This is a genomic window from Mycobacteriales bacterium (assembly GCA_036497565.1).
Classification (GTDB): domain Bacteria; phylum Actinomycetota; class Actinomycetes; order Mycobacteriales; family QHCD01; genus DASXJE01.
In genome coordinates, this window is record DASXJE010000188.1 from 76,001 (window position 1) to 102,548 (window position 26,548).

At 71.2% G+C, this 26,548-nt stretch carries 27 protein-coding genes; 19 read left to right on the forward strand and 8 right to left on the reverse strand.

From position 1 onward, the window contains the following. Window positions 1–7: 7 nt before the first annotated feature. The 3 genes from VGH85_15955 to VGH85_15965 form a co-directional block, all read right to left on the reverse strand. Entirely contained in the window at window positions 8–970 is a 963-nt protein-coding gene (locus VGH85_15955) for a phosphotransferase (GenBank protein HEY2175302.1), read from the reverse strand. A 28-nt stretch (window positions 971–998) separates the two neighbouring features. After that, a complete protein-coding gene (locus VGH85_15960; GenBank protein HEY2175303.1) occupies window positions 999–1,568 on the reverse strand; it encodes a DUF4389 domain-containing protein in 570 nt (189 codons plus the stop codon). Window positions 1,569–1,753: 185 nt separating this feature from the next. Then, window positions 1,754–2,974 (reverse strand): phosphodiester glycosidase family protein, encoded by a 1,221-nt coding sequence (locus VGH85_15965; protein ID HEY2175304.1) that lies wholly within the window; start codon window positions 2,972–2,974, stop codon window positions 1,754–1,756. A 183-nt stretch (window positions 2,975–3,157) separates the two neighbouring features. Between VGH85_15965 and VGH85_15970 the strand changes: the two genes are divergently transcribed. The 10 genes from VGH85_15970 (at window position 3,158) to VGH85_16015 (ending at window position 12,672) form a co-directional block, all read left to right on the forward strand. Continuing rightward, entirely contained in the window at window positions 3,158–4,330 is a 1,173-nt protein-coding gene (locus VGH85_15970) for a hypothetical protein (GenBank protein ID HEY2175305.1), read from the forward strand. A 52-nt stretch (window positions 4,331–4,382) separates the two neighbouring features. Beyond that, window positions 4,383–4,787 (forward strand): cobalamin B12-binding domain-containing protein, encoded by a 405-nt coding sequence (locus VGH85_15975; protein HEY2175306.1) that lies wholly within the window; start codon window positions 4,383–4,385, stop codon window positions 4,785–4,787. Window positions 4,788–4,879: 92 nt separating this feature from the next. Next, complete coding sequence (gene sucC / locus VGH85_15980) at window positions 4,880–6,067, forward strand: ADP-forming succinate--CoA ligase subunit beta (protein ID HEY2175307.1); 1,188 nt, start codon at window positions 4,880–4,882, stop codon at window positions 6,065–6,067. 3 nt (window positions 6,068–6,070) lie between these two features. Continuing rightward, window positions 6,071–6,958 carry a succinate--CoA ligase subunit alpha gene (sucD, locus tag VGH85_15985; protein ID HEY2175308.1) on the forward strand — a complete coding sequence of 296 codons (888 nt, stop codon included), beginning with the start codon at window positions 6,071–6,073 and terminating at the stop codon, window positions 6,956–6,958. 158 nt (window positions 6,959–7,116) lie between these two features. Beyond that, the gene (locus VGH85_15990; protein HEY2175309.1) at window positions 7,117–7,542 is read left to right on the forward strand and encodes a hypothetical protein; all 426 of its coding nucleotides are present in this window, start codon (window positions 7,117–7,119) and stop codon (window positions 7,540–7,542) included. 101 nt (window positions 7,543–7,643) lie between these two features. Next, a complete protein-coding gene (locus tag VGH85_15995) occupies window positions 7,644–8,495 on the forward strand; it encodes a hypothetical protein (GenBank protein HEY2175310.1) in 852 nt (283 codons plus the stop codon). Between the two features lie 84 nt (window positions 8,496–8,579). Continuing rightward, complete coding sequence (locus VGH85_16000; protein ID HEY2175311.1) at window positions 8,580–9,785, forward strand: DUF6350 family protein; 1,206 nt, start codon at window positions 8,580–8,582, stop codon at window positions 9,783–9,785. A gap of 25 nt (window positions 9,786–9,810) precedes the next feature. After that, window positions 9,811–10,431 (forward strand): phosphoribosylglycinamide formyltransferase, encoded by a 621-nt coding sequence (gene purN, locus VGH85_16005; protein HEY2175312.1) that lies wholly within the window; start codon window positions 9,811–9,813, stop codon window positions 10,429–10,431. A 65-nt stretch (window positions 10,432–10,496) separates the two neighbouring features. Continuing rightward, window positions 10,497–12,020 carry a bifunctional phosphoribosylaminoimidazolecarboxamide formyltransferase/IMP cyclohydrolase gene (purH, locus tag VGH85_16010; protein HEY2175313.1) on the forward strand — a complete coding sequence of 508 codons (1,524 nt, stop codon included), beginning with the start codon at window positions 10,497–10,499 and terminating at the stop codon, window positions 12,018–12,020. A gap of 28 nt (window positions 12,021–12,048) precedes the next feature. After that, window positions 12,049–12,672 carry a pentapeptide repeat-containing protein gene (locus VGH85_16015; GenBank protein HEY2175314.1) on the forward strand — a complete coding sequence of 208 codons (624 nt, stop codon included), beginning with the start codon at window positions 12,049–12,051 and terminating at the stop codon, window positions 12,670–12,672. Between the two features lie 3 nt (window positions 12,673–12,675). On the opposite strand, the gene VGH85_16020 is transcribed toward VGH85_16015, so the two are convergent. Further along, window positions 12,676–13,671 (reverse strand): magnesium transporter CorA family protein, encoded by a 996-nt coding sequence (locus VGH85_16020; protein HEY2175315.1) that lies wholly within the window; start codon window positions 13,669–13,671, stop codon window positions 12,676–12,678. Between the two features lie 150 nt (window positions 13,672–13,821). Between VGH85_16020 and VGH85_16025 the strand changes: the two genes are divergently transcribed. From VGH85_16025 to VGH85_16045, 5 genes are all read left to right on the forward strand, one after another. Further along, entirely contained in the window at window positions 13,822–14,997 is a 1,176-nt protein-coding gene (locus tag VGH85_16025; GenBank protein HEY2175316.1) for a citrate/2-methylcitrate synthase, read from the forward strand. A gap of 5 nt (window positions 14,998–15,002) precedes the next feature. Next, window positions 15,003–15,431 carry an ACT domain-containing protein gene (locus VGH85_16030; GenBank protein ID HEY2175317.1) on the forward strand — a complete coding sequence of 143 codons (429 nt, stop codon included), beginning with the start codon at window positions 15,003–15,005 and terminating at the stop codon, window positions 15,429–15,431. 38 nt (window positions 15,432–15,469) lie between these two features. Next, complete coding sequence (locus VGH85_16035) at window positions 15,470–15,784, forward strand: DUF3017 domain-containing protein (GenBank protein ID HEY2175318.1); 315 nt, start codon at window positions 15,470–15,472, stop codon at window positions 15,782–15,784. Window positions 15,785–15,900: 116 nt separating this feature from the next. After that, window positions 15,901–16,854: a malate dehydrogenase gene (gene mdh, locus VGH85_16040; protein ID HEY2175319.1), complete on the forward strand. Its 954-nt coding sequence runs from the start codon at window positions 15,901–15,903 to the stop codon at window positions 16,852–16,854. 64 nt (window positions 16,855–16,918) lie between these two features. After that, complete coding sequence (locus VGH85_16045; protein ID HEY2175320.1) at window positions 16,919–18,136, forward strand: NADP-dependent isocitrate dehydrogenase; 1,218 nt, start codon at window positions 16,919–16,921, stop codon at window positions 18,134–18,136. Here VGH85_16045 and VGH85_16050 read toward each other — a convergent pair. Genes VGH85_16050 through galE form a run of 4 tightly spaced genes read right to left on the reverse strand, consistent with a single transcriptional unit; the run spans window position 18,133 to window position 23,065 of the window. Next, window positions 18,133–19,602, reverse strand: coding sequence for a hypothetical protein (locus tag VGH85_16050; GenBank protein ID HEY2175321.1), 1,470 nt, complete (start codon window positions 19,600–19,602; stop codon window positions 18,133–18,135). The two genes, VGH85_16045 and VGH85_16050, sit on opposite strands and share 4 nt — an antisense overlap. Continuing rightward, complete coding sequence (locus tag VGH85_16055; GenBank protein HEY2175322.1) at window positions 19,599–20,963, reverse strand: MFS transporter; 1,365 nt, start codon at window positions 20,961–20,963, stop codon at window positions 19,599–19,601. The genes VGH85_16050 and VGH85_16055 overlap by 4 nt, the downstream gene beginning before the upstream one ends. Further along, on the reverse strand, window positions 20,964–22,112 hold the full coding sequence (galK, locus tag VGH85_16060; GenBank protein ID HEY2175323.1) for a galactokinase: 1,149 nt from the start codon (window positions 22,110–22,112) through the stop codon (window positions 20,964–20,966). Further along, entirely contained in the window at window positions 22,109–23,065 is a 957-nt protein-coding gene (gene galE / locus VGH85_16065; GenBank protein ID HEY2175324.1) for a UDP-glucose 4-epimerase GalE, read from the reverse strand. Before galE ends, galK begins: the two co-directional genes overlap by 4 nt. A 156-nt stretch (window positions 23,066–23,221) precedes the next feature. On the opposite strand from galE, the gene VGH85_16070 reads away from it, so the two are divergent. The 4 genes from VGH85_16070 to VGH85_16085 all read left to right on the forward strand — a co-directional run. Continuing rightward, on the forward strand, window positions 23,222–24,553 hold the full coding sequence (locus tag VGH85_16070) for a hemolysin family protein (protein ID HEY2175325.1): 1,332 nt from the start codon (window positions 23,222–23,224) through the stop codon (window positions 24,551–24,553). A gap of 41 nt (window positions 24,554–24,594) precedes the next feature. Next, a complete protein-coding gene (gene trpS, locus VGH85_16075) occupies window positions 24,595–25,605 on the forward strand; it encodes a tryptophan--tRNA ligase (protein ID HEY2175326.1) in 1,011 nt (336 codons plus the stop codon). Window positions 25,606–25,627: 22 nt separating this feature from the next. Then, window positions 25,628–26,170, forward strand: a complete 543-nt coding sequence (locus VGH85_16080) for a 2'-5' RNA ligase family protein (GenBank protein ID HEY2175327.1) — start codon at window positions 25,628–25,630, stop codon at window positions 26,168–26,170. A 4-nt stretch (window positions 26,171–26,174) separates the two neighbouring features. Next, window positions 26,175–26,548: YhjD/YihY/BrkB family envelope integrity protein (locus tag VGH85_16085; protein HEY2175328.1), on the forward strand; the 374-nt coding region annotated here is incomplete at its 3' end.

The following is a 26,548-nucleotide window of genomic DNA, read 5'->3' on the forward strand; positions in this document are numbered from 1 at the left end:
GGGTGGGCTACCCGAACTCTGCGCGGGCCGTCCGCCACCGGTCGGCGAAGGGGACGAACGTCCCGGGGTGCAGGAACTGCCGCGGCCGGTCGTCGCCGCGCAGGTAGATCGTTTCGTAGAGCCAGAGGTCGTGCGCCTGGCCGAAGGCGTAGCGGGCGGCGGCCCGGTCGAGCAGCTCGGTCCCGATCGCGCGGACCGCCCGGTAGCCGGCGAGGAATGCCGCGCACCGCGATCCCGCCAGGTGCAGCGAGAGGTACATCGCGCGGACGATCTCGTCGGCGGCGTGGGCGGGTTCGGCCTTGTCCCAGTCGATGACCGCGGCGACCACGCTGCCGGTGAAGAAGAGGTTGGATTCCTGGTAGTCGCCGTGAATCATCTGCACAGGTTCCGGATCGGGTGCCGGCGGTACGGGGTCGGCACCGGACCGCAGCCAGCGTTCCCTGCTGCGCAGCCGTTGCAGTGCCCACTGCTCCTGCACATCCGGATCGGGGCGTCGCTCGATCACCTCGACGATGTCCGCCAGTCGATGGAGGGTGTCCTCCCGGCTGGGCAGGTCGGGCACCGGCGACGGCGTGAACGCGTAGTCCGCGAGCGCGAGGTGCACCCGGGCGAGCATGTCTCCCATCGACTGCGCGTGCTCGGGGGTGAGGTCGTCGCGGGCCACCTGCCGCCCCGGCGCGTAGCTGAACAGGGAGTACAGCCGGCCGGCGTGGTCGACGACGCGGTCGCCGGCCGGGGTCGGGATCGCGGCAGGCGCCGGAATGCCGTGGTCACGGGCGTACCCGATGACGTCATGCTCCCGTTCGACCAGGGAACGGTCGGTACGCCGGTGGCGACGCAGCACCAGCCGACGGACCGGCGTCGTGACGACGAACGTCTCGTTCATCGTCCCGAGCGCGGTCGGAGTGACGTCCCCGACGGGTTCCAGGCGCCACGCGTCGAGGACCGCGCGGAGTTGGCCGGCGCTCACCAGAGACAGGATGCGTCTTGCCTCTCGGTCACGCAGAGAGCCGGAACGGCGGATACCGGTCGGTGACGAGAACGATGGCGTAGGCGAGGACCCGGTTGTGCCACCGGAGGACGCCCTCGATGAAGGTGAAGATCCCCCGCGGATACCGACCGGTGAACAGGATGGCGAACCAGGTGATAATCAGCACCACCACGACCGCGATATCCAGGAACGCCAGCACGATGTAATGCGGAATAGCGAGGAACCACTTCACCAGTGGCAACCACCGGTTGAGGTCGCGCTCGGCATCGGGGTAGTCGTATTCGAGATGAACAGACTGGTGATCTGTGGTGGACGGATACTGGTCGTCCATCAGGGCTAGGAATGCCGTGAGGCGGGTGCTGAACCGTTGGAGCTCGAGATTCCAGTCGAACCACCATCGGGGGTACTTCTTGCGGAAGAGAATCATCAGTAACGGGCCGAAGAAGAGCAGGCCGCCCGCTCCTGCAGCGACCACCCGGCTCGTATGCCCGGACGACCATTGCCACGTCTGGCCGGACACGGCGCCGAGCACGATCGCGATCGGGATGATGACGAATATCCGGAAGAAGGTCGTCAAGCGATTCAGTGTTCGATCGGGATAGTCGACCGAGAATTGAACGGGGTAGGTCGTCGTGGGCTGCATTGCGCACTCCCTTCGAGTACCTCTGACTACGGTGCACAAAGGTAGCCAAAATCGAGGGAGTTCATCCGGACGCCACGCGTGCCGGTGCGGGCGCGTCTAGATCGGGTTAGGGGCGAGCGTCACCTCGGCCAGACCGCGAAGCCCTCCGGGATGTGCCGGTCGGCGTCGTCGGCCGGGATGGTGAGTTGTGCAACGCCCCGCGCCCCGGCGACCTCCATGCCGGTGGAGCCGCCACCGTCGAACATCGCCGCGTCGGTCGCGCCCATCGACATCATGACCGCGCTCGCCCCACGCAGCGAGAGGCCCTGGCGGCCCTTCTTCCCGCCGTCGATGGAGCCCTCGCAGGCGATCATGATGAGGGTCTTGCCGCCGTTGGAGACGCCGACGAGGGTGCGGGCCAACGGGCGGTCGGCGACGCAGGCCGGGCCGAGGTATTTGCCCTTGTGGATCAGGCCGAGGCCGACGCCGATGGCCGAGTCGACCCCGGTGTGCGACGTGCTGTGCATCCGGATGTCGACCGTGATCGGCCCGCCGACATGCAGGCCGGCGGCGTCGAGGCTGCGGGCCCCTGAGCCCTGCCCGACGATGGCGTAGCCGCCGGGCGGGACGGCCTTGGAGGTCAGGGTGTTGGACACCGAGACGACCTTGCCGTGCGACACGATGGCCTCGCGCAGCGGCGACTGCGTCGGGGCCAACCACTTGCGCGACGCGGCGCCCCAGTACTTGTCGAACAGCGTGATGCCGTTGCTGGCAAGGAAGTCGGTGTTGTAGGACTGCGCGTGCACCCAGGACTTACCCGGCGAGATCCCGGTGGTCAGCCAGAGCTGTCCGGTGGCGGCGCGGCCGTCCAGGCCTCTGAGCATGACGTTCTGCGGTGTGCTCAGGCCCTTGATCGCCCGCCCGCCGCGAAGTACCTCAGGGCCGAGGCTGGCCCAGGTTTTCCCCCAGTCGAAGAAGTCGCCGTTGATTGCGGCATAGGCGCCGGAGGTGGAGAACTTTTCGCGCAGCGTCTCGAGGAAGGTGATCGGGCCGCGCAGCAGCGGCCCGGGTCGGACCCGGGGAGTGCCGTAGACCGTTGCCCTCGCCCCGTACATCGGCGTACCGGTGGTGCGGGTGAACTTGCGGACGGTGACCCCGGGCTTCTGGTAGACGATCGCGCCCTGGCCGAACGGGCTGGTCGGCGGATCGCACTGCACGTCCTGCCCCTTGTAGGTGCCGACGATGGCGCCGGGACTCGGATGAGCCGCCGAACCGCCCGGGCCCTCGGCGCCGGCGACACTCGGCACAAGGACGCCGATAGCGGCCGTTGCCGCCGCGGCGATGACTGCGACCTTGCGCATGGGCAGACTCCCGTCCCCGAATCCCGTAATCGGGAGATTACATAACGTGATTCTAGCGGCCAGCGCGGAGAAGCATGTGCGAAAAATAGCGCCAAGTCGCCGCAATCCGGTCCGCCGCCGCGCCGTATCGGCGGGAGTGGTCGGCGGTGCAGCACGCGATCCGATGCGTTGTTAGCGTGTGGCGTGGCCAAGACGACGAAGAAGTCACGCCCCACCGCGGCCACCGCCGCGTCCCGGGCGGGCTCGGCCGTGCGACGACCGACGACCCGGTCGAGCGGCGATGTGGCGATCCGATCCGCCGGCTGGCGTGGGCAGGGACTCGTCGTCGGCGCGATCTCCGGATGGAGTCGGGTCGCCGGCGTGGCCGCTGCCGCGGCGGCGCTGTGCCTGCTGATCCGACCCTTTGTCCCGGCGGCGAGCGCGGGCGGCCGCCAGATCGGCGCCACGCCCGGGGTCGCCTCCCTGGCTGCGTGGCTCCCGGCGATCGTGCTGCTCGCCGCGGCGGGCGTCTCGGCGGCCACCGGGCGGCTCCCGCGACTCGGGCTGGCGGTGATCGGCGCGGCGGGTGCCCTGGCCGTCGGGATCGGGCTGCGGTGGGTGTGGCTGCTCGACACCGGGCACCGGACGGTCCTCGACCTGCCGGTCGGCGGGCAGGCGCTGGCCGGCAACCGGTACGCCGTCGGCCCCGGGCTCTGGCTCGGGATCGCCGCTGCCGGACTGCTCGTCCTGGGCCTGGTCGCCGCCGTCGCCGGGTGGGCCCGCACGGTCACCGAGGACGACGGGAGCCTCGACGGGTGGCGGCCGACCTTCAGCGCACTCGGATTGTTCGTCGGCGCGATCGCGGCGATCGCGTTCAGCATGGCCCCGAGCGATTCGGCCCTCAGCGTCGCGCCGCCCTCGGTCATCCAGCAGACCGGCATCGGCCGGATCGGCGGGCTGATCCTGGTCATCGTGGTCGTCGCATGCTGCGTACTCGCGGCGACCTTCCGGCCGTGGCTGGCGACGGTCGGGATCCTGGCCTCGGTCGGGGTCGTTCTGCTCGCCCTGTCGATCGACAATCTCGTGGTCATCACCCGATCGCGCGACCTGGCGACCAGCGTCGGGACGGTCGCCGAAGTGGTGTCCGCGGTCCTCGTGCTCCTGCTCGCGGCCGGAGCCGTGCTCGTTCCGACCGGCTCGCCGGCCGACCGCAGCGAACCGGCGGGTCGGCCGGCAACGGCCAAGAAGGCAGCGCCCGCGACAGCCAAGAAGGCAGGGCCGGCGACGGCGAAGAAGGCAGGATCGGCGCAGGGCCGCAAGCCCCGCGGCCGCGCGGTCGGCGGGCAGCCCTCTACCCGCCGAACCGGCCGGCCCTAGTGCACACTGGGTCCGTCGGCACCGGGGCCGTCGTCGTCGTCCGGGAGGGCCAGTGAGCGGTCGGATTCGGGTCGTGGTGGCGAAGCCCGGTCTCGATGGTCACGACCGGGGCGCGAAGGTGGTGGCCCGCGCGCTGCGCGACGCCGGGATGGAGGTCGTCTACACCGGCCTGCACCAGACGCCCGAGCAGATCGTGGCGACGGTCATCCAGGAGGACGCCGACTGCGTCGGGCTCTCGGTGCTCTCCGGCGCGCACATGACACTGTTCACCCGGGTGCTGGAGCTGCTGCATGCGCAGGGCGCCACCGACGTCGTGGTCTTCGGAGGCGGCATCATCCCCGAAGGCGACATCCCCGAGCTGGAGAAGCTAGGTGTGGCCAAAGTCTTCACACCCGGGGCCACCACGCAGGCCATCGTCGACTGGGTGACCGAACACGTCGGGGCGCCCGCGACCTGACGGGCCCCGCACGGGCGGCCGACGGCGCCGCGGATACCCTCGCATGCGGCCCGCGACGCGGCGGGACGGACGGTGCGGACAGGACGGACGCAGTGGACCTGTACGAATTCCAGGCGAAGGAACTCTTCGCCAAGCATGGCGTGCCGGTACTCGCCGGCGAGGTCGCGACGACACCGGACGAGGCGCAAGCCATCGCCGGGCGCATCGGCGGACCGGTCGTGGTCAAGGCCCAGGTCAAGACCGGGGGCCGCGGAAAGGCCGGCGGGGTGAAGCTCGCCGAGACTCCGGCCGAGGCGGCGGAGAAGGCGACGGCCATCCTCGGGATGGACATCAAGGGCCACACCGTGCACCGGGTGCTGGTCACCGAGGCCAGTGACATCGCCGAGGAGTACTACCTCTCCTTCCTGCTCGACCGCGCCAACCGGACGTTCCTCGCCATCGGCTCGGTCGAGGGCGGCGTCGAGATCGAAGAGACCGCGCGCACCAAGCCGGACGCGCTGGCCCGGATACCGATCGACCCATTGGCCGGAGTCGACGCCGACACGGCGCGCCGCATCGTGGCGGCGGCCCGGTTCCCGGCCCAGATCGCCGAGCAGACCGCGCAGGTCGTCGTCGCGCTGTGGAAGGTGTTCACCGCCGAGGACGCGACGCTCGTCGAGGTGAACCCGCTCGTCCAGACGCCCGGCGGAGCGGTGATCGCCCTGGACGGCAAGGTGACGCTCGACGACAACGCCGCCTTCCGGCAGCCGGGCCATGCCGCTTTCGCCGATGCCGCGGCCGACGACCCGCTCGAGGCGCGCGCGAAGGAGAAGCACCTCAACTACGTCAAGCTCGACGGCGAGGTCGGGATCATCGGGAACGGCGCCGGGCTGGTGATGTCCACGTTGGACGTGGTCGCCTACGCCGGGGAACGGCACGGCGGGGTCCGGCCGGCCAACTTCCTCGACATCGGCGGGGGCGCCAGCGCCGAGGTGATGGCAGACGGGCTGGAGATCATCCTGTCCGACCGCTCGGTGCGCAGCGTCTTCGTCAACGTCTTCGGCGGCATCACGGCCTGCGACGCGGTCGCCAACGGCATCGTCCAGGCGTTCGGTCTGCTCGAGCAGAAGGGCGAGAAGGTCGACAAGCCGCTGGTGGTCCGCCTGGACGGCAACAACGCCGAGGCCGGCCGCGCCATCCTCACCGAGGCCGACCTGCCCGGGGTGGCGCAGTTGGACACGATGGACGGAGCGGCCGAACGCGCCGCCGAACTCGCGGCGACGACCGCACAAGGAGCCTGAGCCATGGCGATCTTCCTCACCGAGACCAGCCGGGTCATCGTGCAGGGGATGACCGGGTCGGAGGGCTCCAAGCACACCCGTCGGATGCTCGCCGCCGGCACGCAGGTCGTCGGCGGCGTCACCCCGGGAAAGGGCGGGCAGAAGGTCGACTTCGGTGGCACCTCGCTCCCGGTCTTCGACTCCGTCAGTGACGCGATGGCCGAGACCGGGGCCGACGTCACCGTGTGCTTCGTCCCGCCCCGGTTCGCCCGCGCCGCGGTCATCGAGGCTGTCGACGCCCGTATCCCGCTGGCGATCCTGATCACCGAGGGCATCCCGGTGCATGACTCGACCGCGTTCTGGGCTCATGCCGTCGCCGCCGGCGGGGCGACCCGCATCGTCGGACCCAACTGCCCCGGCGTCGCCAGCCCGGGCCGATCCAACGCCGGGATCATTCCGGCCGACATTACGCAGCCGGGGCGGGTCGGGTTGGTCAGCAAGTCCGGCACGCTGACCTACCAGATGATGTACGAACTGCGCGACGTCGGTTTCTCCACCTGCGTCGGCATCGGCGGCGACCCGGTCATCGGCACCACGCACATCGACTGCCTGCAGGCCTTCGAGGACGACCCCGATACCGACGCGATCGTGATGATCGGCGAGATCGGCGGCGACGCGGAGGAACGCGCCGCCGACTACATCAAGGCGCACATCACCAAGCCGGTCGTCGGCTACGTCGCCGGTTTCACCGCGCCGGAGGGCAAGACCATGGGCCACGCCGGCGCGATCGTGTCCGGGTCGTCCGGTACGGCGCAGGCGAAGAAGGACGCGCTCGAGGCCGCCGGGGTGCGGGTCGGGCAGACGCCCAGCGAGACCGCCGGCCTGATGAAGGAGACGATGGGCTCCCGCTAGAAACGCGGGTCAGCCTGCATCCCCTCGTCGCCGCCGGGTGCCACCTCAGCGCGTTTTGTCTGGACGCGCGGGTACCTCCGGAGCGATCATTGACCGCGGGCGGTTAAGCGACGCCTCATGGGGCTGATCGGTTAGTCCGGGTTGGTGAGGTGCAGGCGATGGCGCGGGAGTTCGAGGTGTCGCCCAGGGTCGTCGTCGGCGTGCTCGGCGTCGTCGTCCTGGCGGTGTCGTTCCTTCCGTGGTTCCACGTCGTCGCCGCCGAACAGAGCGGGCAGGTCGGGGCCGTCGTGCCGCCCGACCAGTGGGCCTGGGACAGCGCCGTGGGCTCGTCGTTCGTCGTGCTGGCCGCGCTCGCCGGTCTCCTCGCCAGCCGGCCGGGGCACGGCGTGCTCACTGCGGCCGCCGCGCTGGCCGCCGCCGTGCTCGGCCTGATCCGGGTGGCGATCTCGCCGGCTACCCAGGTGCTCGGTGAGTCCCTCGCGCTGCAGCGCACGGGCTGGCTGGTGCTGGCCGTCGTCGCGGTCGCCGTACAGGCCGCTCTGGCCGCGGCGGCCATGCGGAGAAGCGCCCCGGCGGTGCGCTGACCGCAATCGTGCCGAGCAGCCGCGACGGCCGGATTCGCCGCGCTACAGTGCGAGTGTGATCTACCCGTTGTGGTGGATCTGTCCGAGTTGGAGGCCACCCCATGACCGGGTACCCCCCGCAGGCCGGACCGCCGGCCGGCTATCCGGCCCCGAATCCACGGCCTCGTCCCTCGGGGCGGCCGATGTCGGTGCTGACGCCGTTCGACCTCGTCGTCGCGGGGTGCGGACTCCTGTGCTTCATCTTCGCGTTCATGCCGTGGTTCGGCGTCGACGTCGGAGGGGCGAGCACCACCTTCTCCGGCTGGGACTTTGGGCTCGGGAGCGCCGGCGTCGTGCTGTTGGTCCTCGCGGGGATCGTCGCGCTCCTGCCGCTCCTCGAGCCGGGCGGCGACGGGGGCGCCGCGGAGGTCACGCAGGCCGACGACAAGAAGGCTGCGGACAAGAAGGCCGCGGACAAGAAGATCGCCTCGCCGGCAGCCGCCGTGCTGGCGCTCGTCGGGGCGATCGCGATCATCGTGCAGATCAGCCGCGGCGCGGGAGCGCTCTTCGACATCGCCAACGTGCACCTGAGCCGGCAGTGGGGGCTGATCCTGGTCACGGTCTTCGGGGTGATCGAGGTGGTTGCCGCCGTTGTCGGCTGGGTCCGCACGAGCGGCTGGGTCACGGTCCGCCCGAAGACCCCCTCGCCGTACCAGCAGGCGTGGGGCGACCCGGGATATCCGCCGGGATACCAGCAGGCGCAGGGCCCCTACCCGCCCTACGGCTACCCGCAGGGCTATCAGCAGCCGAACGCCCCCGGCGGCTACCCGCAGCCGACGCCCTACGGGCAGCCGCCGGCCGGCGCCCGCCAGCCGGAATCGCCGCCCGGCGGCTACCCGCCTCCTCAGGGTGGCTACCCGCAACCTCCTGCGCCGCCCGCCGACCAGCCTCCGCCGAACGGTCCCTCGCAGTAGTCGCGCACGGTCCCTCGCACTGGCCGCTCGCCCCGGCGCGCCTGTCGGCGACCCGTACCTGCCGCTGGAACAGTTCGAGTCGTGATGGACCTGCTGCGACGCCCCGGGCGCGCGGCCGCCCCGCCCGACCGGCGCAGCGGGGCGACGGCGCTCTGGATCGCCGCGCTCGCCGGGCTGGCCGCGGCGGCGGGTGGGCTCATCGTGGTGGCCGCCCTGGTGCTCGTCGCGTGGGGAGCGGCGGCCGACAGCACCGGATCCGCCCCGGACGCACTGCGTACGGCGGGCCAGGTGTGGCTGTTCGCGCACCACTCCGGCGTCCGGACGAGCATCGGCGGCGTCGACCTGGTGCCGCTCGGCCTGCTCGCGGTGCCGGTGCTGCTGCTCGCCCGGGCGGGCACCGTCGTCGCCCATCGCGTCGAGCTGCGCGGGGTCGGCGAGGCGGCCCGCGCGGTGCTGGTGCTCGCCGGGTGTTACGCCGTCGCCGGGGCGGCGGTGCAGGTGGCCGTGCGGGGCACCACGATTCAGGTCGGCCTCCTCGGCGCCATCGGCTCCACGATCGTCGTCGCGGCGCTGGCCGGCGCCGTCGGAGTGGCGCGCGGTGCGCAGCTCGGACCGGTGCTCGCCGGCCGGCTTCCCACGGCGGCTCCGGCGGTCTGCCGCGCCGCCCTGCTCTCCGTCGCCGCGCTGCTGGCCGGCGGGGGACTGCTGGCCGCGACCGCGCTCTGTCTGCACGCGGGCCGGTTCGCCGCGCTCACCCGCGGCCTCCAACCCGGCGTGGTCGGCGGGATCCTGCTGCTGCTTCTCGGTCTGCTCTTCGTGCCGAACGCGGTGGTCTGGGCCACCGCCTACCTCAGCGGTCCCGGCTTCGCCGTGGGCACCGGGACGACGGTGTCGATGTTCGGCGTCACGCTCGGCCCGGTGCCCGCCTTCCCGCTCCTGTCCGGGCTGCCGCAGACCGCCGACCTCCCGGCGCTGCACTGGCTCGGCCTGGCCGTGCCGGTCGTCGCCGGCGGCCTGGCCGGGCGGCTGCTCGCCCGCCGGCTCACCGGCTCGCCGGCGCTGCACCTCGTCGGCTGGGCGGCCGCCACCGGACCGGTCGCCGGTGCGGCGTTCGCCGTGCTCGCCGTACTTTCCGGCGGCAAGGTGGGCGACGGCCGGCTGTCGGCGGTGGGGCCGTCGTCCTGGCAGATCGGCGTCGCGGTGGCCGTCGAGGTCGCCGTGATCGCCTGCCTCGCCGTGGCCCTGATCCGGTGGCGGCAGCATCGTCGCGAGGCGGCCGCGGAGGCCTGACCGGCGTGCCGATATCGTTCGGCGCGTGCCCGTACCTCCGCAGCCCGTGCGCATCGTCGTACTCGTCTCCGGCACCGGGACCCTGCTGCAGGCGTTGCTCGACGCGTCCCGCGAGCCGTCCTTCCCGGCGGAGATCGTCGCCGTCGGCGCCGACCGGACCGGCATCGAGGGCCTGGCGCGGGCCGAACTGGTCGGCGTGCCGACGTTCGCGCTGCGCGTGGGCGACTTTCCCGACCGCGCCGACTGGGATCGCGCGCTGGCCGACGCCGTCGAGGCGCACCGGCCGGACCTGGTCATCTCCGCCGGCTTCATGAAGCTGGTCGGCAAGGAGTTCCTCGGTCGCTTCGGTGGCCGGTTCATGAACACCCACCCGGCACTGTTGCCGTCGTTCCCGGGGATGCACGGCGTACGCGATGCGCTCGAGCACGGGGTCAAGCTCGCCGGGTGCTCGGTGTTCGTCGTGGACGAGGGCGTCGACGCCGGGCCGATCATCGCCCAGGCGTCGGTCCCGGTGCTCGACAGCGACGACGAAGCGACCCTGCACGAACGCATCAAGAGTGTGGAGCGCACGCTGCTCGTAGGCACGGTCGAGCGGATGTGCCGGGACGGGTGGACGGTATCCGGACGGAAGGTGACGATCCCGTGAGCGGAGCGAACAATAAGGGACTGAGCGACGTAAACGGTGCCGGCCAGGGCGGCGACCGCGTCGCCATCCGGCGCGCGATGATCAGCGTCTACGACAAGACCGGACTGGAGGAGCTCGCCCGCGGTCTGCACGCCGCCGGCGTCGCCATCGTGTCGACCGGGTCGACCGCCCGGCACATCGCCGCGGCGGGTGTGCCCGTCACTCCGGTCGAGGACGTGACGGGCTTTCCCGAGACGCTCGACGGCCGGGTGAAGACGCTGCACCCGAACGTGCACGCCGGCATCCTTGCCGACCGCCGGCGGGCCGATCACGTCGAGCAGCTGGAGTCACTCGGCGTCGAGCCGTTCGATCTCGTGGTCTCCAACCTGTATCCGTTCCGGGAGACGGTCGCGTCCGGCGTCGGCGAGGACGCCGTCGTGGAGCAGATCGACATCGGCGGGCCGTCGATGGTGCGCGCGGCCGCGAAGAACCACCCGAGTGTCGCGGTGGTGGTCGATCCGTCGTCCTACGACGACGTCCTCGCGGCGGTGCGGGCGGGCGGATTCGAACTGGCCGCCCGGCGGGCGCTGGCGGCGAAGGCGTTCGCCCACACGGCGGCGTACGACGTCGCGGTGGCGTCCTGGTTCGCCGCACCGGACGACTTCCCGCCCTTCGTCGGGATCGCGCTCGAGCGGGCCGAAAGCCTGCGCTACGGGGAGAACCCGCATCAGGCGGCCGCACTCTACGTCGACCGCGACGCATCGCCGGGGCTCGCGCAGGCCGAGCAGCTGCACGGCAAGGCGATGTCCTACAACAATTACGTCGACACCGACGCGGCCCGGCGAGCCGCGCACGACTTCGCCGACCCGTGCGTGGCGATCATCAAGCACGCCAACCCGTGCGGCATCGCGGTCGGCGCCGACGTGGCCGAAGCGCACCGCAAGGCGCACGCCTGCGACCCGGTGTCCGCGTTCGGCGGCGTGATCGCGACCAACCGGCCGGTGAGTGTCGCGATGGCCGAGCAGGTGGCCGACATCTTCACGGAGGTCGTCGTCGCGCCGTCCTACGACGACGGCGCGGTCGAGGTGCTCGCCCGCAAGAAGAACGTCCGGATCCTGCGCTGCCCGTCGCCCGCCGACGCTGCGCGGACCGAACTCCGGCAGATCACCGGCGGGATGCTGGCGCAGACCACCGACCGGGTCGACGCACTTGGTGACGACCCGGCGACGTGGTCGCTCGCGGCCGGCGACGCTGTCGACGAGGCGACTCTCGCCGATCTCGCCTTCGCCTGGCGGGCGGTGCGGTCGGTGAAGTCCAACTCGATCCTGCTGGCCCACGACGGAGCGACGGTCGGCGTCGGGATGGGCCAGGTCAACCGGGTCGACGCGGCCCGGCTCGCCGTCGCCCGGGCCGGTGACCGGGCGGTCGGCTCGGTGGCCGCCAGCGACGCGTTCTTCCCCTTCGCCGACGGTCTCGAGGTGCTGCTCGCCGCGGGCGTGCGGGCGGTCGCCGAACCGGGTGGCTCCGTGCGGGACGAGGAGGTCATCGCCGCGGCCAAGGCCGCCGGGGTCAGCCTCTATCTCACCGGCACCCGGCACTTCTTCCACTAAGACATCCCCGACGACGTCCAATGAGACGATGACCGAACCGGCCGCGGAGATCGAGGGCGAGGACTTCTCCGACGTCGAGTGGTCCGACCGTGAGATCGTCGGTCAGTCCTATGTGGACTGCACATTCCGCGACGCCGGTTTCGCCGACTCGGTGGTGCGGTCGTGCAGCTTCACCGGGTGCGACTTCACCGGTGCCGACCTGTCCCGCGCCCGCATCGAGGCCACCGCGCTGCTCGGCTGCACCTTCGAGCGGTCCGGCCTGCGCGGCTCGACGCTGGTCGGCTGCAAGCTCACCGGGTCGGTCTTCGTCGACTGCCGGCACGTGCCGTGGACCCTGCAGGACTGCGACCTGACCCTGGTGTCGCTCGGCGGGGCCACGCTCACCGGCATCGACCTGTCGGGTCAGCGGCTGCGCGGGGTCAACCTGACCGAGGCGGATCTCACCGGCGCCGATCTACGCGGCGCCGACCTCTCCGACGCGCGCATGCTCGGGGCCCGGCTCGACCGAGCCGACCTGCGCGGCGCGATCCTCGACGCAGGTGTGTGGGAATCGGCCCACTTCGCCGGCGCCCGCATCGACATCGACGGAGCGGTGCACTTCGCGGCCGCACACGGCCTCATCTTCGGCGATCCCGCGGACGACGAGAGCTGACGATCAGAGCCACTCGCGTTTCTTGAAACCGCGGTAGAGCACCAAGATCAGGCCGACGATGACTGCGGTGCTGACCCAGAAGCCCCAGTGCCGGCCGAAGCCGGGATAGGGGATGTTCTGCCCGTAGTAGCCGGTGATCGCGGTCGGTACGGCGATGATCGCCGCCCACGCGGTGAGCTTCTTCATCACGTTGTTGAGCCGGGCGTCCTGCAACGACAGGTTGGTCTCGAAGATGGTCGAGACCAGGTCGCGCAGGCTGTCGGTCCATTCACTGGCGCGCAGGACGTGGTCGTAGACGTCCTGGTAATAAGGCGTGAGTTCGCTGGGGACGATGTGCAGGTCGCGGCGCAGCAGGGTGTTGACCACCTCGCGCATCGGCAGCACGACCCGGCGTACCTGCACCAGGCTCTTGCGCAGCTCGTAGGTACGCCGCTGCACGGAGCGGATCCGCAACTTGTCGTCGAAGAGCAGGTCCTCGAGGTCGTCGATCTGGTCGTCGAGTGACTGGACGGCGTCGAGGTGCGTGTCGATCACGACATCGAGTAGCCCGTGCAGCAGGCCGGTGACGCCGTACGTCGCGAGCTCCGTATCCGAGTCCCACTGCTGCACGATCGCCTGCGACAAGACGTCCGCCTCCCGGTGCACGGTGATCAGCGCCCGCTCGGTCACGAACGTCGAGAGCTTGCTGATCGAGATCTCACCGGAGCCGGTGTCGAGGTAGGTCCCGTAGCAGGTGAGGAACAGGTAGGCCGGATAGCGGTCGAGCTTGGCCCGCCCGCCGGCGATCACCGCCTGCTCGACGGCGTGCGAGTCCAGGCTGAGCTCCTCGGCCACCTGATTGAGGGTGTCGTCGTCCTCGCTGGGGACGTCGGCCCAGACGAGGCAGTCGCCGCGGTCGAGGTAGTCCGATACCTCCTCGAGCGGGAAGCCCTCGGCCTCGAGCCGCCCGTTCTTCCACGCCCGGGTACGGGTCGTCCCGAACTTGGTGTCGCTCACCACGATCGCCGCCCTCCGTCGCGGGCCGGGTCGGCCTGCCGCCGCGCGTCCCTGGGCCATTCTCCCGCCTGGCACACTGTCGCTCGTGACCGCCACACTCGGGTCAGCTCGTATACGCTCGGTAGTGATCCGCCCCGATGGGAAGGCAGCGTGATGGCCGATATCCCCGGGGCAGCCGCGAGCCGCCCCGCCAAGGGCCTTGCCGACGTCGTCGCGGCCAGCACCGCGATCAGCGACATCGACGGCAACGCCGGGCGGTTGTCCTACCGCGGCTACGACATCCACGACCTCGCCGGCCGTACGTCGTTCGAGGAGGTCGCCCACCTGCTGCAGCGCGGCAGCCTGCCCACGGCGGGGCAGCTCGACGACTACCGTGCGGAGCTGGCCCACGGCCGCAGCGCCCTCGGCAGCGCCGTCGAGACGGTGCTGCCCGCGATCGCCGACAAGTGCGGGCCGATGGAGGCGCTGCGCACCCTCGTGTCGACGTTGTCCGCCGACGATCCCGACGCCGCCGACAACAGCCCGGACGCCAACGACCGCAAGGCGGTGCGGCTCGTCGCGCAGGTCCCGGTGCTGATCGCCCGGTTTCACTCCGCGCGGACCGGCGGAACGGTTCCGGCGGCCGACCCGCGGTTGGGGATCGCCGGCAACTTCCTGCTGCAGATCACCGGACGGACCCCCGACCCGGTCGCGGTCGACGCGTTCGACGAGTGCCTCGTCCTGCACGCCGACCACACGATGAACGCCTCGACGTTCGCCGCGCGGGTCTGCGCGGCGACCCTCTCCGACATGCACTCGGCCGTCACCGCCGCGATCGGAACGCTGAAGGGCCCGTTGCACGGCGGCGCCAACGAAGCCGTGATGGCGGTGCTGGAGTCACTGAGCCTGCACGCAGGCGACCCGGCGGGAGCCACCGACGACGAGGTGGACCGTTCCGTGCGCGACCGGCTCGACCGCGGCGAGAAGCTGATGGGCTTCGGGCACCGGGTCTACCGGACCGAGGACCCGCGTGCGACGCACCTGCGGGCGATGTCGCGGCGGCTCGGCGAACTGGCCCGCGACGAGCGCTGGTACCGCATGTCGGAACGGATGGAGCGCACCGTCTTCGACGCGAAGGGCCTCTATCCCAACGTCGACTTCTACGCCGCGAGCGTCTACCACTCCCTCGGCATCCCCACCGATCTGTTCACCCCGGTCTTCTCGGTGTCGCGGATGTCGGGCTGGACGGCGCACGTGATCGAACAGCACCTGGACAACCGGCTGATCCGTCCGGACAGCGAATACGTCGGTCCCGCGAAGCAGGCGTGGGCGCCGATCGACCAGCGGTGACCGGCATGCCGGACGGATCCGACGCACGCCGGGCGGACCTGCTGCCGAGCCTGGACCCGACGCCGCTCGCGGTGGTGCAGTTTCCGGCCGGGTGGTGGCCGGCGCGGCGGCTGGAGCCGTTGCTCGCCGTACTTGCCGACCCGGAGGAGACCACCGTCGTCGTCCCCGAGTCCGCGCTCGACGACCTGCCCGACGCGACCGCGGTCGAGCGCGGCTGGCAGCGCATCACCTTCGCCGGTCCGCTGCCGTGGGAACTCGTGGGCTTCCTCGCCGACGTCGCGGCGCGGCTGGCCGAGGCCCGGATCCCGTTCGCGTCGATGTCGGGGTTCACCACCGACCACGTCCTGGTGCGGGTGGCCCAGGCCGACGCCGCGGTGACCGTGCTGCGCGGCGAGCCGGCACCGGAACTGCGGCCGAACGTGATCAATCCATGAGCGGGACGAGCGGGCGCCCCGCCGGCGGACCCGGGAAGATGAGCGACCCGAGCCGGCCGCGCCGGCGGCGGTTCGACACCCGCAACGGCCCGGTGATCCTGGTCCTCGGCCTCGCCGGCGCCGGGCTCCTCTACGTCGGCCTGGTGGGGATGCACTGGCTGCGCGGGGTGCTGGTGCTGGCCGCGGCGATGCTGCTCGCCGGCGGTTTCCGGGCCTTCCTCCCGGTACGCCGGGTCGGGCCGCTCGCGGTCCGGGGCCGGACGGCGGACATCGTCTGCTACGTCGGGGTCGGGGTGCTGCTCATCGTCCTCGGACTGTGGTTGCGCTCCACCGGCTCGGTCGGCCCGCGCTAGCTGGCCGCATCAGGCGGCCCGCGCGACCTGACGTCGGCGCCGATGACCTGCTCGGATAGCCTCGAAACGGCGTTCCCGCACCGTCGGCGTAGCAGCGAGCACTGGGAGTGAGGTCCATGGGCAAGGGCAAGGTGACGGTGGTCGGCGCCGGTTTCTACGGCTCGACCACCGCGCAGCGACTGGCCGAATACGACCTGTTCGACACCGTCGTCCTCACCGACGTGGTGGAGGGACGGCCGGAGGGCCTGGCGCTGGACATCAACCAGTCCAGCCCCATCGAGGGCTTCGACACCGCGGTCATCGGTCAGACGACCGGCAAGAACGGCGAAGGCTACGAGGCCACCGCAGGGTCCGATGTCGTCGTCATCACGGCCGGCCTGCCGCGCAAGCCGGGCATGAGCCGGATGGACCTGCTCGAGACCAACGCGCGCATCGTGCGGCAGGTCTCCGAGCAGATGGCCGCCCATTCCCCGGACGCCGTCGTGATCGTGGTTTCCAACCCGCTCGACGAGATGACCGCCCTCGCCCAGCTCGCGACCGGGTTCCCGCGCAACCGGGTGCTCGGCCAAGCCGGGATGCTCGACACCGCGCGGTTCAGCTACTTCGTCGCCCGGGAGCTCGACGTCCCGGTCGGCCAGGTGCGCACCCTCACCCTCGGCTCGCACGGCGACACGATGGTGCCGGTGCCGTCGGCCTGCACGGTGGGTGGACGACCACTGACCGAACTGCTCTCCGGCGAGCAGATCGACGCGCTCGTCGACCGCACCCGCAACGGCGGCGGCGAGGTCGTGAAGCTGCTCAAGACCGGCTCGGCCTACTACGCGCCGTCCGCTGCGGCGGCGCGGATGGCGCGGGCGGTCACCGAGGACGCCGGCACGGTGCTGCCGGTGTGCGCCTGGGTCGACGGCGAATTCGGCATCTCCGGCGTCTATCTCGGCGTCGAGGCGGAGATCGGTGCCGGCGGCGTACGCCGGATCGCCGAGCGCTCGCTCACCGAGTCCGAGCTGACCGACCTCCGGCACGCCGCGGAAGCGGTGCGCGCCAAGCAGTCCGACATCGCGAACATGTGAGCCGCCCGCCGGCGCACACCAGCACATCCTGAGTACGGCCCCGTCACCGAGGAGAACCCACAGCATGGCCAAGATCAAGGTCGACAACCCGGTCGTCGAGCTCGACGGCGACGAGATGACCCGGATCATCTGGGCCTTCATCAAGGACCAGCTGATCCTGCCGTATCTCGACCTGGACCTGGACTACTACGACCTGGGCATCGAGCACCGCGACGCCACCGACGACCAGGTGACGATCGACGCCGCGCACGCCATCCAGCGGCACGGCGTCGGCGTGAAGTGCGCGACCATCACGCCGGACGAGGCGCGGGTCGAGGAGTTCGGCCTGAAGAAGATGTGGCGCTCGCCCAACGGGACCATCCGCAACATCCTCGGTGGCGTGATCTTCCGCGAGCCGATCGTGATGAGCAACATCCCGCGCTACGTGCCCGGGTGGACGAAGCCGATCATCATCGGCCGGCACGCCCACGCCGACCAGTACCGCGCGACCGACTTCGTGGTGCCGGGGCCGGGCACCGTCACGATCACCTACACGCCCGCCGACGGCGGCGAGCCGGTCGAGCGTGAGGTCGCCGAATTCCCGGGCGGCGGGGTCGCGGTCGGGATGTACAACTACGACGACTCGATCCGCGACTTCGCCCGCGCATCGCTGCGCTACGGCCTGGACCGCGGCGTACCGGTCTACCTGTCCACCAAGAACACGATCCTCAAGGCCTACGACGGCCGGTTCAAGGACCTGTTCCAGGACATCTTCGACAGCGAGTTCAAGGCCGACTTCGACGCCAAGGGCATCTGGTACGAGCACCGCCTGATCGACGACATGGTCGCGCAGGCGATCAAGGGCGACGGCGGTTACGTCTGGGCCTGCAAGAACTACGACGGCGACGTCCAGTCCGACGTGGTGGCGCAGGGCTTCGGGTCGCTCGGCCTGATGACCAGCGTGCTGATGACCCCGGACGGACAGACCGTCGAGGCCGAGGCCGCGCACGGAACGGTGACCCGCCACTACCGCCAGCACCAGCAGGGCAAGCCGACGTCGACCAACCCGATCGCGTCGATCTTCGCGTGGACCCGCGGCATCGAACACCGCGGCAAGCTCGACGGGACCCCTGCGGTGCAGGAGTTCGCCCACACCCTGGAGCGGGTGTGCGTGGAGACCGTCGAGAGCGGCCAGATGACCAAGGACCTCGCGCTGCTGGTCGGCAAGGACCAGCCGTTCCTCAACACCGAGGACTTCCTCACCGCGATCGACGAGCAGCTGCAGAAGACGCTGGCCAGCTAAGGTTCCGAGCGGCGGGCGAAGAGGGCGGTCAGGCCGAGTACGCCGACCGCGGGTGCCAGCGCGAGTTCGGTCAGGATGTAGCGCGTGCTGTAGCCGACCAGCAGGGCCGGTGCGACCAGGCTCGCGATCAGTCCGGCGGCCAGCAGCAGCACGCTCAGGCGCATCCCGGACCGGCGCGCGCGGCCGAGCCCCGCGGCCGCCGCGAGACCGGCCAGTAGGAGTACACCGAGGAGCAGCCCCGGGGTGTACCAGTTGCCGTACGTGGTCAGCGGCGTGGCCAGGCCGGTGTCGACCGCCACGTCCGACCCGCCGTACTTGGTGACGACCCGCTGCATGTCGTCCACCCAGTCGGGATAGAACGGCCAGTAGCGGAAGTGCCAGTTCGCGGTGCGCTCCGGCCCGAGGCCGCGGACCGGGCTGAAGTTGTAGAGGAAATCGCCGGTCACGGTGCGCACGTAGTCCAACGGCTGGTGCTTGATGACGCGGCGCGCGAAGTCGCCGTCGACGTCGTCGACGGTCAGCCCGGCCGGCGGGGTGATGGCGAACGACGGTGAGGAGCCGCGCCACATCAGCGCGGCCAGGTTGCGCTCGTCCGGTGAAAGGCGCGGGCACAGTTGCTGCTCGGGGCGGGGGAGGTCGAGGTCGGTGCAGTCGGCGAAGGCGACGACGCGGCCGTAAAGGAAGTGCCCGGCGTAGCCGTAGGTGAGGCTGAACGACCCCCGTGTGGCCTGCATCCAACTCGCGTAGCCGAGCACCGGTGCCACGAACATCACGCCGGCGAGCACTGCGTAGGAGATCCGGCGGCCCCACCCGCGCCCGGCAATCAGCAGGACGTAGCCGACGCCGACGACGCCGACGGCCAGATCTCCGGACCGTGTGATCGTGGCCAGGCCGAGCAGCAGCCCGCCGATTGCCGCGCGTACCGGAGTGATCCGCACTCGCGCCGGCGGCCGGGGCTCTGCGCGCCCGGCCGGTTGCCGCCGCGCCGGCCAGGCCAGAACGACCAGGGCGACGACGACCATCGCCTCGGCGGGAACGTCGGTGAGGATGTAGTGCTCCAGCACCACCTGCAGCGGGTCGAGCAGGACCGGTAGCGTCGCCAGCGCGGCCCACCCGCGCGGACATCCCCAGCGCAACAGGAAGACGTAGAGAACGACGCCGATCGCGAGCCCGAGCAGGTGCTGGAGCACCGCGACCAGGTCGAGGCCCTGCAGCGGCAGCAGGCCACGCAGCAGCACCGAGTAGGCGGTGGTCCGGGCCGTGCCGGGGATCCACACGCCGCGGGTGTAGCCGAGGTAGAACTTCGTGTCGCCGTAGATGAAGGCCGGCCGGTACGCGAAAGTCGTCGCTGCGCGGAGTACGACGCCGGCCGCGAAGAGCGCCACAAAGACCAGGTGGCTGCGCCAGATTCGTCCCGGCCACTGCGACCACCGCCGGTGGGGAGCGGCGGCCGCGTCGGCCGTCACGGGTGGGACATCGCAGGCACGGCCGCGGCTTCGGCGCGGGCGCGGTCGACGTCGGTCAGGACGAGCAGCACGATTCCCACCGCGAACAGCGCGATGAGCGACAGGATCGCCTGCCGGAACGACCCGGTCGTGCTGACGACGACGGTGAACAGCAGCGGCGCGAGCCACGACGTACCGCGGTCGCAGATCTCGTAGATGCCGAAGAACGTCGCCTCCCGGCCGCGCGGCACCATCTGCGAGAACAGCGACCGCGACAGCGCCTGCGAGCCGCCGAGCACCAGCGCGATGACCACGCCCATCAGCACGGCCTGCGCCTTGGTGTGCAGGACGGCGTAGGCGTAGACGACCACGACGCACCAGATCACCAGGCTGATCAGGATCGCGTTCTTGGTGCCGGTACGCCGGGCGATGCGGGCGAAGAGCAGCGAACCGCCGACCGCGAGGAACTGGATCAGCAGGATCAACGCGAACAGGAACGACGCCGCCTTGGTCGCATCGTCGCCGTAGAGCTCGTGCGTGAGGTAGGTGGAGGAGAGCGCGATCACCGCCGAGATCGCGTCGGAGAAGAAGAGGTAGCCGAGCAGATACCGGGACGCGTGCGGCATCGTGCGCAGGAGCGCCAGCGTGGCCCGCAGCTGGGCGAAACCTGGCCCGACCCCCGTCCGTTTTGGTCGGCCGCGTTCGTGCAGGCCGGCGATGGCGTAGCTGCCGAAGCCGGCCCACCACAGGCCGGCCGAGACGTAGCACAGGCGTACGGCGGTCGATTGCGAAATGCCGACCGCGTCGTGCAGCTGCAGCAGCGCGAGGTCGAGGGCGAGCAGGATGCCGCCGCCGAGGTAGCCGGCCGCGAAGCCGCGACTAGACGCGCGGTTGCGCCGGGCCGGCGTGCTGATCTGCGGCAGGAACGCGTTGTAGACCACGTCGCTCGCGCCGAAGACGATGTTGCCCGTGAGGAAGAGGAGCCCGGCGTAGAGCCACGCCGATCCGCCGGTCGTGGCGAGCAGCGCCGCGATCCCGGCGCCGAGCAGGCAGGACCAGCGCATGATCCGCTTCTTCGCCGACATGGCGTCCGCGGAGGCGCCGAGCGCCGGCAGCACCAGGATCTGCAGCAGGGCGGCCGCGGCCAGGACGAAGGACGGATACGCCGACGCCGACAGGTGCCACGGCCCGATCGAGAACAACGTCGCGCGTCCGGAGCCCGCGTCGTTCTTCGCGAGGGCGAGCAGCCACGGGCCGATCAGCACGGTGCCGACGGTGGTCACCCAGCCGTGGTTGGCCCACGCGTAGGCCGTCCAGGAGAGGAGCTCCCGCTCGTCGTCGATCGGTGGCGCGCCGTCGCTGATTTCCTCGCCGGCGCTCACCTAGACCATCCGGCGGGCACCGGCCGACGGGACGGCGGGGAAGAAGCGCGGGGCGGTGAAGCTGTGATCGGCGTAGGCAGCCTCGACCGCCGTCTGCACCCGCCCGAGCCGGTCGGTGTCGGCCAGCGCGATCGCCGAGCCGCCGAACCCGCCGCCGGTCATCCGCGCGCCGTAGACACCGGCCCGCAGCGCCGCGTCGACGGCAACGTCGAGCTCGGGCACGGACACCTCGTAGTCGTCGCGCAGCGAAGCGTGCGACGCCGTGAGCAGCGGACCGATCTCCCGCACCCGACCGTGTTCCAGCAGCTCGACGGTGCGGAGGACCCGTGCGTTTTCGGTGACGACGTGCCGCACCCGGCGGCGGGCGACCGGGTCGAGCCGGTCGAGGCCGTGCCCCTCGAGGGCCTCCTCCGGAACGTCCCGCAGCGCCGGAACGCCGAGGATCCGCGCCGCCTCCTCGCAGGTGCGTCGCCGCGCGGCGTACTCGGAGTCGACGTGGGTATGCGGCGCCCGGGTGTCGATGACCAGCAAGGAGAGACCCTCGGCGACCAGGCCGAACGGCACCTGCGTCACGTCGAGGCTGCGGGCGTCGAGCAGCAGGGCGTGGTGCTCCTCGCAGAGCAAGGACGCCATCTGGTCCATGATCCCGGTGGGCGCCCCGACGAAGTCGTTCTCGATGTGCCGCGCCACCCGGGCCAGATCGGGCCGGGAGATGTCGAGTCCGGCCAGCTGCGCGAGCGCGCCGACGACCGCGCATTCCAGGGCTGCCGACGACGAGAGCCCCGACCCCTCCGGTACGGCGCCGTCGATCAGGATGTCGAAGCCGCCGACGGTGTGTCCGGCCTGACCCAGCGCCCACACCGCGCCGGCGACGTAGGCGGCCCAGCCCTCGACCGACCCTGGCGCCAGCTCGGCCAGGTCCACCTCGACGATCTCGCCGGGGCGTTGCGCGGACGCCAGCCCGAGCCGATCGTCGTCGCGGGCGGCGACCGCCGCGGTGGTGACCATCGGCAACGCGATCGGCAGCGAGAAGCCGTCGTTGTAGTCGGTGTGCTCACCGATCACGTTGACCCGTCCCGGCGCAGCCCACACCGTCTGCGGTGCCCGGCCGAACGCCGCGGCGAAGCGGGCACCCGGGTCGTCGGTCACAGGTATTCCTGGGTGAAGCGCCAGGCGTCGCTCACCATGTCCTCGATGGCCGGGTGCACCGGCACCCAGTCGAAGTCCTCGCGGATCTTCGCGCTAGACGCGACCAGCGTCGCGGGGTCGCCGGCCCGGCGCGGTGCGGAACTTGTTGGCACCGGCTGCCCGGTGACCTCGCGCACCGCCTCGACCACCTGCCGGACCGAGAAGCCGGCACCGTTGCCGAGGTTGTAGACCCGGTGCTCGCCCGGTGCCGCGGCGTCCAGGGCCGCAAGGTGCGCCCGGGCGAGGTCGTCGACGTGGATGTAGTCGCGCACGCAGGTGCCGTCCGGCGTCGGGTAGTCCTCGCCGTACACCGCGAGGCTGTCGCGCCGGCCCGCCGCGACCTGCAGGGCGATCGGGATCAGGTGGGTCTCGGTGGCATGCCGCTCGCCGTAGCGGTCGACCGCGCCGGCCACGTTGAAGTAGCGCAGGCTCATCGCGCCGAGACCGTGCGCGGCGGCCTCCGAGGCCAGCATCAGGTCGACGGTGAGCTTCGAGGCGCCGTAGGGGTTGGTGGGCCGGGTGGCGGCGGTCTCGGTGATCGGCACTTCTTCGGGTTGGCCGTAGGTCGCGGCGGTGGAGGAGAAGACCAGCCGGGGTACGCCGGCCGTCCGCAGCGCGTCGAGGAGCGCCATGGTGCCGCCGACGTTGTTGTGCCAGTAGCGCTCGGGGTGCTCGACGGATTCGCCGACCACCGACTTGGCGGCGAAGTGCAGGACCCCGTCGAAGGTCGTCCGGCCGACCACCGCGCCCGCCGCGTCGAGACCGCCCTCGACGAACTCCGCCCCGTCCGGCACCGCGTCGGCGTGGCCGGTGGACAGGTCGTCGAGCACGGTCACCTCGTGGCCCGCCCGGAGCAGATGCAGGGCGACCACGCTGCCGATGTAGCCGGCGCCCCCGGTGACCAGCAGCCGCACTGAACCCTCCGCATCCGCCCTGGGGCCGTCCGCCCGGGGCCCCGTGGTTGGCATCGTGGTTGGCATCTCGTCGATCAGCACCCTATCGGCACTTCCGTACACTGAGAGGGTGGGCGATCCTCCGAGTACCAGGCGCACGGCGCAGGGGTGTGGACCGTGAGCACGCTCATCTATATCGCCGTCGTGCTCTTTCTGGTCCTCATCGAAGGCTGTTTCGTCGCCGCCGAGATCGCGCTGGTGTCGCTGCGCGAGGGCCAGGTCCGCGCGCTGGCCGCCGAGGGACGGCGCGGGGCCGCGGTCGCCCGGCTGGTCTCCGACCCCAACCGCTTCCTCGCGTCGGTGCAGATCGGCGTCACGCTCACCGCGCTGCTCTCGTCGGCGTTCGGCGCGGTCACCCTCTCCGGCGAGGCCAAGCGGGTCCTCGTCGCGCACGGGGTGTCGAGCGGTCTCGCGAGCGTGATCGGGGTCATCGGGGTCACCCTGGTGATCTCGTTCCTGACCCTGGTCGTCGGCGAGCTCGCGCCCAAGCGGCTCGCCCTGCAGCGGGCCGAGGGCACGGCCCGGCTGGTCGCGCCCTGGTTGGAGCGGTTGGCCACCCTTGCCCGGCCGGTCATCTGGGCCTTGTCCAAGACCACCAACGGCGTCGTCCGGGCGCTCGGCGGTGACCCCGGCACCAACCGGGAGATGATCACCGAGGACGAGCTGCGGGGCCTGGTGGCCGCCCACGAGGAGCTGTCCCCGGACGAGCGCAAGCTGATCGACGACGTCTTCGCTGCGGGGGAGCGGCAGGTCAGCGAGGTGATGATCCCGCGCACCGAGGTCGAGTTCCTCGACGGCGGGACGACCGTGAGCCGTGCGGTGCGCAAGCTCGCCGAGTCACCGCACTCGCGCTACCCGGTCATCGGCGAGGGCCAGGACGACGTCATCGGCTACGTGCATATCCGCGACCTCACAGCCCGCTCCAACGGCGCCGGCCGCGCGACGACGGTGGCCGATATCGCCCGCGAGGTCAAACACCTGCCCGGGTCGAAGAAGGTGCTCGCCGCGCTCTCGGAGATGCGCCGCGAGGGCTACCACGTCGCCATCGTCGTCGACGAGTACGGCGGTACCGACGGCCTGGTGACCCTCGAGGACCTGATCGAGGAGGTCATCGGCGAGATCCACGACGAATACGACGTCGCTGCCACCGCCCGGCAGGTCCTGGCCACCGGAGAAGCCGAGGTCGACGGGCTGCTCAACCTCGACGATTTCGGCGAGGCGACCGGGCTGACGCTGCCCGAGGGTCCGTACGAGACGGCCGGCGGGTTCGTGATGAGCACCCTCGGGCGGCTGCCGGTCGTCGGCGACACCGTGGCGGTGGACGGCCGGACGATCACCGTCGTCGCGCTCGACGGCCGGCGGGTGTCCCGGCTGCGGGTGGCGCCGTCCGCCGACGACCCCGACGTCGGCGGGCCGCGCGAGCCGGCGGTCAAGGCGTCCGCCGGCTGACCGGATCCACCGGCGGGCGGGCCGCCTGTCAGAATGTGGGGATGCTCGACACCCTCCGTCCCCGGGTGCTGTCCGGGATCCAGCCGACGGCCGATTCGTTCCATTTCGGGAACTATGTGGGCGCCGTGCGGCAATGGGTGACCCTGCAGGACACGCACGACGCCTTCTACTGCGTCGTCGACCTGCACGCGATCACCGTCGAGCAGGACCCGGCCGAGCTGCGCCGGCGTACCCGGGTCGCGGCGGCGCAGCTGCTCGCCCTGGGCCTCGACCCGGCCCGGTGCACGCTGTTCGTGCAGAGCCACGTCCCCGAGCACGCCCAACTGGCCTGGGTGCTGGGCTGCATCACCGGCTTCGGCGAGGCCAGCCGGATGACCCAGTTCAAGGACAAGTCGACCCGGCAGGAGCAGGTGAGCGTGGGCCTGTTCACCTACCCGGTGCTGCAGGCGGCCGACATCCTGCTCTACCTCGCCGACCAGGTGCCGGTGGGCGAGGACCAGCGGCAGCATCTGGAGCTCAGCCGCGACCTGGCGCAACGCTTCAACACCCGGTTCGGCAAGACCTTCACCGTGCCCGAGCCCTACATCGTCCGGGACACCGCCAAGATCCTCGACCTGCAGAACCCCGCCAAGCAGATGAGCAAGAGCATCGGCGGTCCGGGTTGTCTGTGGCTGCTCGAGGACCCCGCGTCCCTGGCCAAGAAGATCCGCGGCGCGGTCACCGACACCGAGCGGGAGATCCGCTACGACCCCGAGCACAAGCCCGGAGTGAGCAACCTGCTGACGCTCTACTCCGCGGTCACCGGACGGTCGGTCGAGGACCTGGAGAAGGCCTACGCCGGCAGCGGTTACGGCGATCTGAAGAAGGACCTCGCCACGGCTGTGGTCGAGTTCGTGACCCCGATCCAGGACCGCACCCGGGCTTGGATTGAGGACGTCGGCGAACTGGACCGGGTGCTCGGCCAGGGTGGCGAGCGGGCCCGGGAGGTCGCCTCGGCGACCCTGGCGGCGGCCTACGACCGGGTCGGCTTCCTCCCGGCCGCCCAGGGATGACCACCACGCGCGGGTCGGCCGCGTGAGCGAACCGGACTACCGCACGATCGGGGTCGCCATCGGTCTCCCCGAGCCGTTCCACCATGAGCTCCGGGAGCGACGGGCGGCGGCCGGCGACCCGCAGGCGGCGGTCGTCCCGCCCCACGTCACCCTGCTGCCGCCGACCGAGGTCGAGGTCGCCGCGCTGTTCGAGGTGGAGGAACACCTGTGCCGGGTGTCGGCCGCGCACCTGCCGTTCGAGCTGCATCTGGCCGGACCGGGGACCTTCCGTCCGGTGTCGCCGGTCGTCTTCGTGCAGGTGTCGGCCGGGATCTCGCAGTGCGAGCTGATCGAGGCCGACGTCCGTAGCGGGCCGCTCTTCCGCGAGACGAACTTCCCCTACCACCCGCACGTGACCGTCGCGCAGAACGTGCCGACCGCGCAGCTCGACGCGGCGTATGACGGCCTGTCCGGCTTCGAGGCGCGCTTCGGCGTGTCAGGGTTCACGATGTTCGAGCAGGACGGCGGCGGCAACACCTGGCGCCGGCGGCGCGAGTTCCCGCTGGACGGGAGCCGGGAGGGGTGACGCTGTGGATGCGGTCCGCGCATGGTTTGCCCGTGAGCGTGCCCGCCGTCCGTGGCTCGACCACCTCGCCCGCGCCGGATCGACGTACACCAAGTCCAACGGCAACCACCTCGGCGCGGCGATCACCTACTTCAGCTTCCTCGCGCTCTTCCCCCTGATCCTGCTCAGCATTTCGGTGGCCGGCTTCGTCCTCAGCGGCCATCCGGAGCTGTTCGCCGACCTGCACCGGCTGATCAAGGAGAACATCCCGGGCGGGTTCGGTGCCACGGTCGGAAAAGCGGTCGACTCGGCGGTGGACAACCGCGGCACCGTCGGCATCATCGGCGTGGTCGGCCTCGCGTACGCCGGGCTGGGCTGGATCGGCAACCTGCGTACCGC